Genomic DNA, 14,012 nt, shown 5'->3' with positions numbered 1-14,012 from the left:
GCTCCTATCGCCCGGTTGTCGTTGACCACGACGCGGACGGCGTTTACGCTCTCTGGCAATCACACATATGTTCGATAGTCCATATGTTCGAGTGACCGGAAGGCGCCAGATGTCCGACGATCGGTCGATGGAGGATGCCGTCAGCTCGCCGAACACCGAGATCACGGCACTCGCACAGCAGGTCGCGACCGCGCGCGGCAAGCTGCCGCTGCAGCACGACACGGCGCTCTACGACGCACTCTCCGACGCCGAGATCAGGGCCGAACGCGAACTCGCCGAATGGATCCGCGCGCAACGCCGCAAACAGCGCCGCCACGCCGTCGCCGACGAACTCGCCGCCGAACAGCGCGACCGCCGCACCGGCGCCCTGATCCGCCGCGCCGACGAAGCCGACGCCCGCTGGCATCGCAAGGCCCTGGCCGCCCGGCGGCGGGTCTCCAGCGCCGACGCGCGGCTGGCCCAGCTGTACCGGCGGGCCGAGTGGTCCTCGCGCGCGCTGATCGGCGTCGTCATCCTGGGCATGGTCTGGGCCGGGGTGAACGTGCAGCACAATCTGGTGCCCAGCGGGGACATGAGCGACCCGCTGTACTGGCTCAGCTTCGGCATCGAGGCGATGATCTCGATCCCGATCATCACCATCATGGTCGCCGCCACCACCGCCGCCCGCTGGGGTCGCGAACTCGAGCGCGGCAAGGTGCTGCTGTTCGAGCTGGCCCTGCTCGGCACCACCGTCGCCCTCAACGCCGGACCCCACCTGGCCTCCGGGTCGTACGGGCGCGCCGCCGAATACGCCATCGCGCCGGTGATGGTGGGTGTGGTGATCTGGCTGCACGCGTGGGTGTCGGCGCGGTACGCGCTGTTGATCGAAGGGGCTTCGGTCGAGCTGCCCGGGGAGGCGAGCTACTCCCCCGCCGAGCGAGTCATGTCGATGGCCGGGGTCGCCTCCGTGCCCGCGAGCACGTCGGAACAGGTTGCGGTGCAGGGTGACTCCCGGATGCGGGCGGTCGAGCGCGAGAACGTCGCGGCCGCGCGCGATGTCGCGGAGACGTCGGTGGCGGGATCTGCCGTCGACAAGGAGCGCGCCGTCATCGGTGCCATGCAGACCAGTGCGTCTGAATCGCAAGAGAACTCCGCCGCGTGGGTAGCCGCGGCGTTGGGAACCGCAATGAACGCCGCCGACTCCGAGGTTAGGGCTTCGCAGGATGCCGCGCGGGAGCACCACGCGCATGCCGCCACAGTGGCGGCGACAGCCCTGGGCGAAGGCGATTCCGCCGCCCAGGCCTCGCAGGATGCCGCGCTCGGCGGTTCCGCTGCGCAGGCCACCACGGTGGCGGCGACCACCCTGGGCGAAGCTGACTCCGACGCTCGGGCCTCGCAGAATGCGGCGCTCGGCCATTCCGCTGCGCAGGCCGCCACGGAGGTGGAGACCGTCCTGATCGATGCCGATCCCGACGCTCAGATCTCGCGGGATGCAGCGCGGGAGCGTCCCGCCGCGCGGGTCGACTCCACTCCCATCGAGACCTTCGCGGGTCGTGGCCAGCTCACGCATGGCGTCCATCGGCCGTCGACCGACAAGATCGCCGCGCCCGGCACCCTCGAACTGATCCACAAGGCCGCCGCCGAGCACCGGCGCAACGGTGATCACGCCCGCGTCAACGGTGCCACCCCGACCCTGCGGCGAATACCCGTCACCGCCGCCGCGCAGGCGACTGCCGGCGAGGCCACCGGTACCGACCCGGTTCCCGAGGCGACGGCGCACGCCGGCTCCGTCGCCCGTGACCGCAACGGCGACACCGCGGCACCCACCGCATCGGTGGTGCACAACGATCCACAGCCTCCGGCCGAGCCCGAACAGCTCACCCTGACGGCAGACCTCGAGCAGCAGCCGAGCACCGGTTCGGGGCGCGGCACGAATCAGCAGCTCGCGGAGCGTGAGTCGACCACTGCTGTGGACCGGCAGCCGTCGAAGTCCGAGCCGCGGCAGTCCGCTTCGGCTCCCGCGGCTGAGCGGAAGCCGACCGAGGACCTCACCGTGGCGAAGAACCAGCGGAGGGCAATGACCGACCCGGCTCCCGTCGCAGTGCAGGATTCTGCCGATGAGCAGACAGCGGACCAGGCTACGAAGTCCGCGGTGGCAAGCGTTGCGCGGCAGCAGATCACGAAGGCCGCCGCTGGTGGGAATCAGCAGCTCGCTGAGCCGGAATCCGTTACTTCCGACGCGGAATCGTCTTCGCAGCCGGCGCCGAGCGCCATCGCCGAGAAGCAGCTGACGAAGGCCGCGGTGGTGGCTGCGGCTCCCATTAGCGCGCAGTCCCCCGAACTGATCGAGCTCGACGACGAGGACCAGGACGAGGACGACCGCACCGACGACTACGACTTCGACGACGACACCGAGGTCCGTGCCCTGGCCCGGCAGATCGCGCACCGCAGCCCCCTGCGGCTGACCCTCGATCAGATCGAGGAGATCCTCGAACTCACCGATCAGTCGTGGTCGGCGCGCAGCATCGGCGCCGAGGTCGGCGTCTCGGGCAGCACCGTCACCAATATCGTCGAATTCGCCCGCAAGATCCGCCAGCCGTACGCCTTCACCGGCTGACCCCACCGACCGCGCCCCGGCCCCGGCTCGATCGGGGCCGGGGACGCTTCACCCCGGTGCCGGACCGACGACCGCTTTCGGCGCGGACCGCATCCCGACCAGCAGCGCCAGCCCGACACCCGCCGCGATCCCGAAGACACCGGCGACTCCGAATCCGGCGCGCGCACCGCCGATCTCGATCATCGATCCGCCCAGCACGCTGCCGAGAGCGCCACCCAGCGTCATCGCCGCGCCGTGCCAACCGATGGCCTCGCCACGTCCACCCTCGGGGACGATCCGGCTCAGCTGGTCGATCGCCGCGGTGAGCGCGGGGGCACACAGCAATCCGGCGACGAAGCCGGTGACGCCGAGTGTCAGCGGACCGATCGCGATCGCCATCGGGACCGTCACCACGCCGAGCGCGATCAGCAGCACATCGGCCGGAATCGGCCGCCGCAGCGCGCCGTAGAGCAGACCGCCGACCAGCGAGCCCAACCCCCAGATCGCCAGGATCACACCGAGCCAGCGATCGGCACCGAAACCGCGCACCGCCGAGACGAAGGTGAGTTCGGAGGCCGACACCACGCAGACCGCCGCCGCCGCGACTCCACACAGGGCGACGAACTCGACGCGGAACCAGCTGCGCCGGGCCACCGGCCCCGTGCCGTCCGCCGATTCCTCGGCACGCAGCGCGGGGTTCCACCACCACAGCACGATCCCGGCGAACACCATGCACATCTGATTGGCGAACAGCGCCGCCGTCGTCGACCAGTGCAGCGCCGCCGCCACCCCGAGCACCGGCCCCACCATGAACGCCGCCTCGACCGAGACCGCCTCCAACGCGAGCGCGGGCTGACGCTGCTCCTCCGTCGTCGCCGCGATGATCGCCAACCGCACCACGCTGAACACCGGAATGTCGTACAGCCCCGCGAGACCCGCGAGCAGCAGCAGCGGCAGATACCCGACGAACGGCGCCACCGACCAGCACACGGCCCCCAACACGATCGCCGGCGCGATGGTCGCCCGCAACCCGAACCGATCCACCAGCCGCCCCCGCCACGGCCCACTGGTCGCGACACACACGGTCACCACCATCGCGAGCGTCCCCGCCTGCAGAAACGACCCGCCCAACGTCTCCACCACATGCACCGCGAGCAGCACCGCCCCGGCGAAGTGCGGCACCCGCACCAGCACCCCGAGCAACACGATATTGCGCACCGCCCCGATCGACAGCACGTCCCGATAGGCCCGCATCGTCAGAGCGTGACAGCCCCTTCCCCACCCGCCACCGATTTTCCCGGGCAACGACGCCACGGCTACGACTCGTCGAGCAGCTCTTCGAACTGTTCGAGCCCGGCCAGGGCGTCGGCCGACAATCCGGATCCCAGCGCCCTCGCGGATTTCACCAGTGGCACCTGCTCGAGCAGCTGCAACTCTCTCAACCGATACTCGATGTAGTCGACGTCCGGGTCATCACTTCGCCGCCCGAAGTCGGCCAACACCGCTTCCAGCCCCGCACCCCGACCGAATCGCACCAATTGCTCGGCAGCGTCCTGCTGCACGGCAGTATCCGCATCGTTCAATGCGGCGACCAGAGCCGCGAAGGCGTCCTCCGCCGGCAGCCACCGACCCAGTGCCACCACCGCATCGCGCCGCACGTCCCAGTCCGACGCTTGAATCCGAGCCAACGCCTGATCGCGATCCAACTTCTCCCCATCTCTTCCCAGGACAGACACGACGAAGGCCCGCTTCCCAGGGGAAACGGGCCTTCGTGGCAACGATCTCGATGGATCGAGGAGGGACCTTACTTGGCCTTCTCCAGGACCTCGACCAGACGCCAGCGCTTGGTGGCCGACAGCGGGCGGGTCTCCATCAGCTGAACGCGGTCGCCGACGCCGGCGATCTCGTTCTCGTCATGCGCCTTCACCTTGGAGGTGGTGCGAATGATCTTGCCGTAGAGCTTGTGCCGGTGACGGTCTTCCAGCTCGACGACGATCGTCTTGTTCATCTTGTCCGAGACGACGTAGCCGCTGCGTACCTTGCGGCTGTTGCGCTCTTCCTTGTTCTCGCTCATGCCGCATCTCCCTTGCCAGCGGGTGCCGTGGCCAGGCCGAGCTCGCGCTCACGCATGACCGTGTAGATCCGCGCGATCTCATGACGGACGACGCGCAGACGTCGGTTGTTGTCGAGCTGACCCGTCGCCATCTGGAAGCGCAGGTTGAACAGCTCTTCCTTCGACTCGCGCAGGCGGGCGACGAGCTCCTCTTCGTTGAGCTCGCGGAGCTCTGCGGCCGGTGTTCCGGTAGCCATCAGAACTGCTCCTCCCTGGTCACGATCCTGCACTTCATCGGGAGCTTGTGCATCGCGCGACGCAGGGCCTCGCGAGCGATCTCCTCGTTCGGGTAAGACATCTCGAACATGACCCGACCGGGCTTCACGTTCGCGACCCACCACTCCGGCGAACCCTTACCGGAACCCATGCGGGTCTCGGCAGGCTTCTTGGTGAGCGGGCGGTCGGGGTAGATGTTGATCCAGATCTTGCCGCCACGCTTGATGTGGCGGGTCATCGCGATACGCGCCGACTCGATCTGACGGTTGGTGACGTAGGCGGGCTCGAGAGCCTGGATGCCGTACTCACCGAACGCCACCGCGGTGCCGCCCTTGGACATGCCGGAGCGGGACGGGTGGTGCTGCTTGCGGTGCTTGACGCGACGGGGCATCAGCATGCGTCAGCCCTCCTGGTTCTCTGCCGGTGCGTCCGCCACAGCGGTGGCGGCGCGACCGACCTCGGTCGAGGTCGCGGTGGTGCCGGCGGAACCGGAACGACGCGGGCGGCTCGGACGCTCGCGGCGCGGGCGCTCCGGAGCAGCAGCGGCGGCGGTCAGCTCACGACGACCACCGACGATGTCACCCTTGTAGATCCAGACCTTCACGCCGATGCGACCGAAGGTGGTCTTGGCCTCGTAGAGGCCGTAGTCGATGTCCGCGCGCAGCGTGTGCAGCGGGACGCGACCCTCGCGGTAGAACTCCGAGCGCGACATTTCGGCGCCACCGAGGCGGCCCGAGCACTGCACGCGGATGCCCTTGACGTTCGGCGAACGCATGGCCGACTGAATGGCCTTACGCATCGCGCGACGGAACGCCACACGGTTGCTGAGCTGCTCGGCGACACCCTGAGCGACCAGCTGCGCATCCGACTCGGGGTTCTTGACCTCGAGGATGTTCAGCTGAACCTGCTTCTTGGTGAGCTTCTCCAGCTCGGCGCGGATGCGGTCGGCCTCCGCGCCACGGCGACCGATCACGATGCCGGGACGCGCGGTGTGGATGTCCACACGCACGCGGTCACGGGTGCGCTCGATCTCGACCTTCGAGATACCAGCCCGCTCCATGCCGGTGGCGAGGAGCTTGCGGATCTGAACGTCTTCCTTCACGTATTCCGCGTACTGCTTGTCCGCGTACCAACGCGACTTCCAGTCGGTGGTGATACCGAGGCGGAAGCCATGGGGGTTGATTTTCTGTCCCATTTACTTTGCCCCTCCCTTCCGGCGGCTACGAGTGGCAGCGCCGGCAGTGGGCACGCTCTCGACCTCGATGGTGATGTGGCTGGTGCGCTTGCGGATCCGGAACGCACGGCCCTGGGCCCGCGGCTGGAAACGCTTCATGGTGGCACCCTCGTCGACGAAAGCCGTCGAGATGACCAGGGTGGCCGGGTTGAGGCCGAGGTTGTTCTCGGCGTTCGCCGCGGCACTGGCCACGACCTTGGCAACCGGCTCGCTCGCGGCCTGCGGCGCGAACTTCAGGATCGCCAGGGCGTCCTCGACACGCTTGCCGCGGACCAGGTCCACGACGCGACGCGCCTTCATCGGGGTGACCCGCACGTGCTTAGCGGTAGCGCGGGCAGTCGGGTTCTGAACCGTTTCGGTGTTGGTTTCAGTCATCGCCGCTTGCTCTTCCGGTCGTCCTTGACGTGGCTCTTGAACGTCCTGGTCGGCGCGAACTCACCGAGCTTGTGGCCGACCATGTTGTCCGACACGAACACCGGGACATGCTTGCGACCGTCGTGGACGGCGAAAGTGTGGCCGATGAAATCGGGGATGATGGTCGAGCGACGCGACCAGGTCTTGATGACCTGCTTCGTGCCCTTTTCGTTCTGCACGTCCACCTTCGCGAGGAGGTGGTCGTCGACGAACGGGCCCTTCTTGAGGCTGCGTGGCATTTCTTACCTCCTCCTTAGCGCTTCTTGCCGGTCTTGCGGCGGCGAACGATGAGCTTGTCGCTCGGGCGGTTGGGCTTGCGGGTGCGGCCCTCAGGCTGACCCCACGGGGAGACCGGGTGGCGACCACCGGAGGTCTTACCCTCACCACCACCGTGCGGGTGGTCGACCGGGTTCATGACGACACCACGGACGGTAGGACGACGGCCCTTCCAGCGCATACGGCCGGCCTTGCCCCAGTTGATGTTCGACTGCTCGGCGTTACCGACCTCGCCGACGGTGGCGCGGCAGCGCACGTCGACACGGCGGATTTCACCGGAGGGCATACGCAGGGTCGCGTACGGCCCTTCCTTGCCCAGCAGCTGGATGCTCATGCCTGCGGCACGGGCCATCTTGGCGCCGCCGCCCGGACGCAGCTCCACGTTGTGGATCGTGGTACCGGTCGGGATGTTGCGCAGCGGCAGGTTGTTGCCCGGCTTGATGTCGGCCGTGGGGCCGGACTCGATCGGGCTGCCCTGCTGGATGCCCTTCGGCGCGATGATGTAGCGCTTCTCGCCGTCGGCGAAGTGCAGCAGTGCGATGTTGGCGGTGCGGTTGGGGTCGTACTCGATGTGAGCGACCTTGGCCGGGATGCCGTCCTTGTCCAGGCGACGGAAGTCGATGACACGGTAGGCACGCTTGTGACCGCCACCGCGGTGACGAGTGGTGATGCGACCGTGCGCGTTACGACCACCGGACTTGGTGAGCGGGCGCAGCAGCGACTTCTCCGGCGTCGACCGGGTGATCTCGGCGAAGTCCGAGACGCTGGAGCCACGACGGCCCGGCGTTGTCGGCTTGTACTTACGGATTGCCATGAGTTCTTCTCTACTTTCTGGATGACCAGCCGCTTACGCGACCGGGCCTCCGAAGATCTCGATGGGCTTGCTGTCGGCCGAGATGGTCACGAGCGCGCGCTTGGTGTCCTTGCGCTTGCCGTAACCGAAGCGGGTCCGCTTGCGCTTGCCCTGACGGTTGGCGGTGTTGACGCTGGTGACCTTGACGCCGAAAACCTTCTCGACGGCGATCTTGATCTGCGTCTTGTTCGAATCCGGGTGCACCAGGAAGGTGTAGGTGCCTTCCTCGATCAGTCCGTAGGACTTCTCCGAGATGACCGGTGCGAGCAGGATGTCGCGGGGGTCGGCGATGGTGCTCACTTGCTCTCCTCCTGGGCCGCCTCGGCGGGACCGTGAACGAACGCGTTCAGGGCCTCGACGCTGAACACCAGTTCGTCGCTGTTGAGGACGTCGTAGGTGTTGAGCTGATCCGGGGCGATCGGCAGCACGTTCTGCAGGTTCGCCACGCTCTTCCACGCGGCGACGTCCTCGCGACCGACGACGACCAGGAACTTCTTGCGGTCCGACAGCTCGGACAGGAAGCTCTTGGCGGCCTTGGTCGACGGGGTCTGACCCGCGACCAGCTCGGTGATCACGTGGATGCGCTCGTTGCGGGCCCGGTCGGACAGGGCGCCACGCAGGGCGGCGGCCTTCATCTTCTTGGGGGTCCGCTGGCTGTAGTCACGCGGCTGCGGGCCGTGGACGGTGCCACCGCCGGCGAACTGCGGCGCACGGGTCGAACCCTGGCGGGCGCGGCCGGTGCCCTTCTGGCGGTACGGCTTCTTGCCACCACCGGAGACCTGACCACGAGTCTTCGTGGCGTGGGTGCCCTGGCGAGCGGCGGCCAGCTGCGCGATGACGACCTGGTGCATCAGCGCGACGTTGGCGGTCACGTCGAAGATCTCCGCGGGGAGTTCGACGGTGCCTTCGGTCTTGCCGCCTGCGGCCTTAACGGTCAGCGTCAGGTTGGCCTTCTTGTCGAGGCTGGTCATGCGTGCGCACCACCCTTCACGGCGCTCTTGACGATCACGACGTTGCCCTTGCGGCCAGGGATGGCACCCTTGACCAGGAGCAGGCCGTTCTCGGCGTCGACCTTGTGAACCGAGAGGTTCTGCGTGGTGACGCGGTCGTTACCCATACGGCCCGACATGCGCATGCCCTTGAACACGCGGCCGGGAGTGGCGCAGCCACCGATGGAGCCCGGGCGACGGTGCACAGCCTGCGCACCGTGCGAGGCGCCCTGGCCCTTGAAGCCGTGGCGCTTCATGGTGCCGGCGAAGCCCTTGCCCTTGCTGATGCCGGTCACGTCGACGTAGGTGCCCTCTTCGAAGACGTCGGCGGAGAGCTCCTGGCCGACCTCGAAGGTGGAGGCATCCGCGACGCGGATCTCGGTGACGTGGCGGCGCGGGGTGACACCGGCCTTGGCGAACTGGCCGGAAGTCGGCTTGTTCACCTTGCGCGGGTCGATGGCGCCGAAAGCGATCTGGACGGCCGAGTAGCCGTCGCGCTCCACGGTGCGGATCTGGGTGACCACGTTCGGGCCCGCCTTGATGACGGTGACCGGGACGACGCGGTTCTTCTCGTCGAAGACCTGGGTCATGCCGAGCTTGGTGCCCAGGATGCCGGCTGCGGGCCGGTTCTTGTTGTCAGTCATATCTCGAGTCCCCGTCACTGAATGTTGACGTCGACGCTGGCCGGCAGGTCGATGCGCATGAGCGCGTCGACCGTCTTCGGCGTCGGGTCGAGGATGTCGATGAGGCGCTTGTGCGTACGCATCTCGAAGTGTTCGCGCGAGTCCTTGTACTTGTGCGGCGAACGGATGACGCAGTACACGTTCTTCTCGGTGGGCAACGGCACAGGCCCGACCACACGGGCGCCAGTGCGGGTCACCGTCTCCACGATCTTGCGCGCAGACGCGTCGATCGCCTCGTGGTCATAGGCCTTGAGCCTGATGCGGATCTTTTGTCCCGCCACGCTAAGTGTCCTTTTCTCCGCTTTCCTTCGTGGTCACAGGAGCTGGCTCCTGCACCACCCTCATTTGCACAGCCCGAACACACGAAAGACGCCAGAACGCCACCGGGCACCGCCCAGTCTTCGCCGCTGTTCATCTGTCATGGTTCTCCGGTCCACGCGGTCGGGCGTGTCGCCTTTTCGCTCATTCTTCAGCCCTGGTCACTTGCTCACCGTTGGCCTGGAACGTGGTCCCGGACGTATCCACACCGGCGAACCGGCGGGATACAAACTACTGCTCGCCTCGCTCGACCCGTCTTCTCCGTGGAAAAGACATGATCCTGTGCAAGGCAACCCGAACAGTATGCACCATGCCGACGACGCTCTTCAAATCGGGGGTCGTGAGGTATCGATCACGCCCCTGCGGGGCCATCTACCTGGACCGCATCGCCGGCTGGGCTGTACCGGACCATGGTAGCTGGCGCGACGCTCGCACCGGTCGCCGAGGGTTCCGCGCTACCTTACTTTTGAGTAAGATACGGGCATGGCACAGGAAACCGCGACGTACCGCGGCTGGAAGAAATTGCCCGACAACCGCCTCGGGCACACGCTGTTCTCGCTCGGCATGGTCGCCCGGGTGCCCTACTTCGGCACGGTGCTGCCGCAGGTGGTGCGGCTCGAGCCCGGCATCTGCGAGGTGACCTCGCCCAAGTGGTTCGGCATCCACAACCACCTGGGCACCTTCCACGCGATCGCGGCCTGCAATCTGGCCGAGGTCGCGATGGGCATGCTCAGCGAGGCCACCGTGCCGACCACGCATCGCTGGATTCCCAAGTCGATGAACGTGCAGTACCTGGCCAAGGCCGAGTCCGGGCTGCGCGCGGTGGCCAGGCTGACCGAGATCCCCGACTTCGACGCCATCACCGAGGGCACCGAACTCACCGTCCCCGTGTCGATCTACGACAAGGACGGCATCGAGGTCGTGCACGCCGACATCACCACCTGGGTCACGCCGCGCTGAGCTGAACGTCGAGCCCGGTGCGGCGTCGGATCGGTACCGTTGGGGCGAGACGACAACAGACGGGGAGTTCGATGTTGGAAGTCGCGCAACTCATCCGGCGCTTCGGCGACAACGTGGCGGTCGACGAGGTGTCCTTCACCGTGCCGCCGGGGGCGCTGACCGGGTTCGTCGGGGGGAACGGGGCGGGCAAGACCACCACCATGCGGATGATCATGGGGGTGCTGGCGGTGCACGGGGGCGAGGTCAGGTGGGACGGACGGGCGGTGACCGCGCTCGATCGCCGCTCGTTCGGGTACATGCCGGAGGAGCGCGGGCTGTATCCGAAACAGCCGGTGCTCGATCAGCTCGTCTATCTGGCCAGGCTGCGCGGACTGAGCGCGGCCGAGGCGAAGGCGCGGGCCGCCGAACTGCTCGAGCGGTTCGGGCTCGGCGACCGGAGCAAGGACAAGCTCGAGTCGCTGTCGCTGGGTAATCAGCAGCGGGTGCAGATCGCGGCCGCGGTGATCGCGCAGCCGACGGCGCTGATCCTGGACGAGCCGTTCTCCGGGCTCGATCCGGTCGCGGTCGATTCCATGGCCGAGCTGCTGCGCGAATACGCCGGGCAAGGCGTGCCGGTGCTGTTCTCCTCGCATCAGCTGGATCTGGTCGAGCGGCTGTGCGATCAGCTGGTGATCCTCGCCGCGGGTCGGGTGGTCGGGCAGGGCACGGTGGCGGCGCTGCGGGCGACGAGCGCGGCGCGGTACCGGCTGGTCGTCGGCAGCGATCCGGGCTGGTTGCGAGAGTTCGCCGGGGTGCGGGTGCTCGAGACGAACGGGTCGGCGGCGGTGATCGAGCTGGCGGACACCAGTACCGACGCGGTGCTCGCCGAGGCGCTGGCGCGGGGGTCGGTGCGCGAGTTCGCCGAACTGCGGCCGACCGTCGCCGAGATCTACCGGGAGGTGACGGCGTGACCGCTCCGGCTTCGCGTGGCGTGTGGCGGATCGTCGCCGCCAGGGAGATCGTGGTGAAGCTGCGTGATCGCAACTTCGTCATCTCGACGGTGATCACCATCGTGGCCATCGTCGCCTCGCTGGCCGTGAGCGGGTTCGTCAGCAGCAGGCCGGACAAGATCGAGGTCGCCGTCACCGGGCCGGAGACGGTGGCGGTGGTCCAGGCGGCGGGTGGACTGGCCGCGGCGGCCGATACCGACATCTCCTTCACCGCCTATCCCTACCCGGATCGGGCCGCTGTCGAGCAGCAGGTGCGCGACGGGACGGTCGAGGTCGGCTTGGTGCCGGTGGACGGCGGCTGGCAGCTCATCGGCAAGACCGCCGAGAACGACGACGCCACCACCTACATCTCCGCCGCCGCCGCGCAGCTGGCCCTACAGCGCAATGCCGAGGCCGCCGGGGTGTCGCTCGAGGAGCTCGCGCGCGGCGCCGGGGTGAGCTACGCGCTGCTGGAGCAGGGCGGGGTCGATCCGGGGCTCGCCAGGATCGTGGCGTTCGTGTTCGCGTTCCTCTTCTATCTGGCGTCGGTGCTGTTCGGCATGTCCATCGCGCAGAGTGTGGTGGAGGAGAAGCAGAACCGGATCGTCGAGATCCTGGCCAGCGCGATGCCGTTGCGGCAGTTGCTGATCGGCAAGGTGGCCGGCAACGCGGTGCTGGCGTTCGCGCAGCTCAGCCTATTCGTCGGCGCGGGTCTGATCGGCTTGGCCGCGACCGGGCAGGCCGATCAGCTGGGCCGGATCGCCGGCGCGGCGGGGTGGTTCATCGTCTTCTTCCTGGTCGGTTTCCTGGCGCTGGCCAGTCTCTGGGCCGTCGCGGGCTCGCTGGCGACCCGCAGCGAAGACCTCCAGTCCACCGCCACTCCCCTGTCGATGCTGATCATGATCGTGCTGTTCGCCGGGATCTTCCTCACCGGCGGCGCCCGCGTCGTCGCGTCCTATGTCCCGATCATGTCCATCGTCGCCATGCCGGGCCGCCTCGCCGACGGCACCGCCGCCTGGTGGGAACCGTTCGTCTCGCTCGCCCTGATGGCCGTGGCCACCTACGGCATCGTGGTCGTGGCCGAACGCGTCTACCGCCGCTCCCTCATGCAGACCCAGGGCCGGCTCACCTTCCGCCAGGCGCTGGCCCTGGAGGACTGAGCCGAACAGCGGTGCTTGCGCCGTGACGGCCGGTGCGGTTTGAATGCGGGCGTGAGCGTTGTGCGGGAATTCGATATCTGCGTGGTCGGGTTGGGGCCGACCGGGCGGGGGTTGGCGCATCGCGCCGCGGTGGCCGGGTTGCGGGTGGCGGCGGTGGATCCGCGGCCGGAGCGGCTGTTCCCGCCGACGTTCTCGTGCTGGGTCGACGAGCTGCCGGAATGGCTGCCCGCGAGCGTGATCGCGCAGCGGATCGAGGCCCCGACGGTGTGGACGAAGACCGAGCACCGGATCGCGCGGCCCTACTGCGTGCTGTCCAAGGCGGGGTTGCACGCGGCGCTGGCGCTCGACGACGCGACGGTGTTCGCGGATCGGGCGCGCCGGGTCGACCAGCACGAAGTGGAGCTCGCGGACGGGACGGTGATCTCGGCGGCGGTGGTGTTCGACACCAGGGGCCTGCCCGTGCTGGGGCAGCGCCGAGCGGCGTCGGCGCACGGGATCTTCGTCGACGCCGAGACCGCGGCGCCGATGGTGGCCGACGGCGAGGGCCTGCTGCTGGACTGGCGGCCGGAGAACGGGGCCGGTCCGGACGAGCCGCCGTCGTTCCTCTACGCCGTGCCGCTGGGCGACGGGACGGTGATCTTCGAGGAGACCAGCCTCGGCTTACGCGGCGGGATGCCGCAGCACGAGCTACGCAAGCGGACGCTGAGCAGGCTCGCGGCGCACGGCATCCGGCTCACCGGGGACGAGCCGCACGAGGCCGCCCACTATCCGCTGGATCAGCCGCCGCCGAAGAAGGGCACCGCCGTGGCCGTGCCGTTCGGTTCGCGCGGCGGGATGATGCACCCGTGCACCGGGTACTCGGTGGCCGATTCGCTCGCCCTCATCGATACCGCGATCGACGCCGTCCGGGCTGGTCGCGACCCGATCGCCGCGCTGTGGCCATGGCGGGCCCGAGCGGTGTACTGGATGCGGATGCGCGGGCTGTGGGGCCTCGGCCGACTCACCACCGACCAGTCGATCGCGATGTTCGAGGCGTTCTTCACCGAGTCCGAACGCGGTCAGCGGGCGCTGCTGACCGCCCACGACGACTATGCCGCGCTCGGCGCGGTGCTGTTCAACACCGTCGCGCACACCTGGCCGTTCCGCTGGCGCTACGACCTGGTCGGCTGGACCAACCGCGATCGGTGGGTCGACTACCCGTTCGCGCCGGCCGAGGCGCCGACCCACTGACACAGCAATCGCCCCGGAGTCAC

The 14,012-nt window shown here is 68.2% G+C and carries 18 protein-coding genes; 5 read left to right on the top strand and 13 right to left on the bottom strand.

Annotated elements, in window-relative coordinates:
• Positions 1-109: 109 nt before the first annotated feature.
• A complete protein-coding gene (locus tag AB0L91_RS15975; RefSeq protein WP_365010539.1) occupies positions 110-2,596 on the top strand; it encodes a hypothetical protein in 2,487 nt (828 codons plus the stop codon).
• A 48-nt stretch (positions 2,597-2,644) separates the two neighbouring features.
• Here AB0L91_RS15975 and AB0L91_RS15970 read toward each other — a convergent pair whose 3' ends face one another.
• The 13 genes from AB0L91_RS15970 to rpsJ form a co-directional block, all read right to left on the bottom strand.
• On the bottom strand, positions 2,645-3,829 hold the full coding sequence (locus tag AB0L91_RS15970; RefSeq protein WP_365010537.1) for an MFS transporter: 1,185 nt from the start codon (positions 3,827-3,829) through the stop codon (positions 2,645-2,647).
• Between the two features lie 62 nt (positions 3,830-3,891).
• Positions 3,892-4,281: a HEAT repeat domain-containing protein gene (locus tag AB0L91_RS15965; RefSeq protein WP_365010534.1), complete on the bottom strand. Its 390-nt coding sequence runs from the start codon at positions 4,279-4,281 to the stop codon at positions 3,892-3,894.
• A gap of 98 nt (positions 4,282-4,379) precedes the next feature.
• Positions 4,380-4,649, bottom strand: coding sequence for a 30S ribosomal protein S17 (gene rpsQ, locus AB0L91_RS15960; protein ID WP_110037226.1), 270 nt, complete (start codon positions 4,647-4,649; stop codon positions 4,380-4,382).
• Complete coding sequence (rpmC, locus tag AB0L91_RS15955; RefSeq protein ID WP_071926410.1) at positions 4,646-4,885, bottom strand: 50S ribosomal protein L29; 240 nt, start codon at positions 4,883-4,885, stop codon at positions 4,646-4,648. Before rpmC ends, rpsQ begins: the two co-directional genes overlap by 4 nt.
• A complete protein-coding gene (gene rplP, locus AB0L91_RS15950) occupies positions 4,885-5,301 on the bottom strand; it encodes a 50S ribosomal protein L16 (protein ID WP_019045023.1) in 417 nt (138 codons plus the stop codon). The genes rpmC and rplP overlap by 1 nt, the downstream gene beginning before the upstream one ends.
• A 3-nt stretch (positions 5,302-5,304) precedes the next feature.
• Entirely contained in the window at positions 5,305-6,099 is a 795-nt protein-coding gene (rpsC, locus tag AB0L91_RS15945) for a 30S ribosomal protein S3 (protein WP_019045022.1), read from the bottom strand.
• Positions 6,100-6,513 carry a 50S ribosomal protein L22 gene (gene rplV / locus AB0L91_RS15940; RefSeq protein ID WP_019045021.1) on the bottom strand — a complete coding sequence of 138 codons (414 nt, stop codon included), beginning with the start codon at positions 6,511-6,513 and terminating at the stop codon, positions 6,100-6,102.
• The gene (rpsS, locus tag AB0L91_RS15935) at positions 6,510-6,791 is read right to left on the bottom strand and encodes a 30S ribosomal protein S19 (RefSeq protein WP_019045020.1); all 282 of its coding nucleotides are present in this window, start codon (positions 6,789-6,791) and stop codon (positions 6,510-6,512) included. The genes rplV and rpsS overlap by 4 nt, the downstream gene beginning before the upstream one ends.
• Positions 6,792-6,805: 14 nt before the next feature.
• Complete coding sequence (gene rplB / locus AB0L91_RS15930) at positions 6,806-7,642, bottom strand: 50S ribosomal protein L2 (protein WP_019045019.1); 837 nt, start codon at positions 7,640-7,642, stop codon at positions 6,806-6,808.
• 33 nt (positions 7,643-7,675) lie between these two features.
• Positions 7,676-7,981, bottom strand: a complete 306-nt coding sequence (gene rplW / locus AB0L91_RS15925) for a 50S ribosomal protein L23 (RefSeq protein WP_019045018.1) — start codon at positions 7,979-7,981, stop codon at positions 7,676-7,678.
• Entirely contained in the window at positions 7,978-8,652 is a 675-nt protein-coding gene (gene rplD / locus AB0L91_RS15920) for a 50S ribosomal protein L4 (protein WP_019045017.1), read from the bottom strand. Before rplD ends, rplW begins: the two co-directional genes overlap by 4 nt.
• Positions 8,649-9,314: a 50S ribosomal protein L3 gene (gene rplC, locus AB0L91_RS15915; protein ID WP_019045016.1), complete on the bottom strand. Its 666-nt coding sequence runs from the start codon at positions 9,312-9,314 to the stop codon at positions 8,649-8,651. The genes rplD and rplC overlap by 4 nt, the downstream gene beginning before the upstream one ends.
• A 14-nt stretch (positions 9,315-9,328) precedes the next feature.
• Entirely contained in the window at positions 9,329-9,634 is a 306-nt protein-coding gene (gene rpsJ / locus AB0L91_RS15910; RefSeq protein ID WP_003938093.1) for a 30S ribosomal protein S10, read from the bottom strand.
• 520 nt (positions 9,635-10,154) lie between these two features.
• On the opposite strand from rpsJ, the gene AB0L91_RS15905 reads away from it, so the two are divergent.
• The 4 genes from AB0L91_RS15905 to AB0L91_RS15890 all read left to right on the top strand — a co-directional run bounded on the left by AB0L91_RS15905 (position 10,155) and on the right by AB0L91_RS15890 (position 13,989).
• Positions 10,155-10,631, top strand: a complete 477-nt coding sequence (locus tag AB0L91_RS15905) for a hotdog fold domain-containing protein (protein ID WP_357346431.1) — start codon at positions 10,155-10,157, stop codon at positions 10,629-10,631.
• A 71-nt stretch (positions 10,632-10,702) separates the two neighbouring features.
• Positions 10,703-11,581 (top strand): ATP-binding cassette domain-containing protein, encoded by an 879-nt coding sequence (locus tag AB0L91_RS15900; RefSeq protein WP_365010524.1) that lies wholly within the window; start codon positions 10,703-10,705, stop codon positions 11,579-11,581.
• Positions 11,578-12,759, top strand: coding sequence for an ABC transporter permease (locus AB0L91_RS15895; protein ID WP_365010521.1), 1,182 nt, complete (start codon positions 11,578-11,580; stop codon positions 12,757-12,759). Before AB0L91_RS15900 ends, AB0L91_RS15895 begins: the two co-directional genes overlap by 4 nt.
• A 51-nt stretch (positions 12,760-12,810) precedes the next feature.
• Entirely contained in the window at positions 12,811-13,989 is a 1,179-nt protein-coding gene (locus AB0L91_RS15890) for a lycopene cyclase family protein (protein ID WP_365010518.1), read from the top strand.
• Positions 13,990-14,012: the final 23 nt, after the last annotated feature.

The organism is Nocardia sp. NPDC051833, from assembly GCF_040681225.1.
Taxonomy (GTDB): Bacteria; Actinomycetota; Actinomycetes; order Mycobacteriales; family Mycobacteriaceae; genus Nocardia.
Note: the sequence above shows the minus strand (reverse complement) of the source record. Positions and strands in the feature narration are given on the sequence as shown.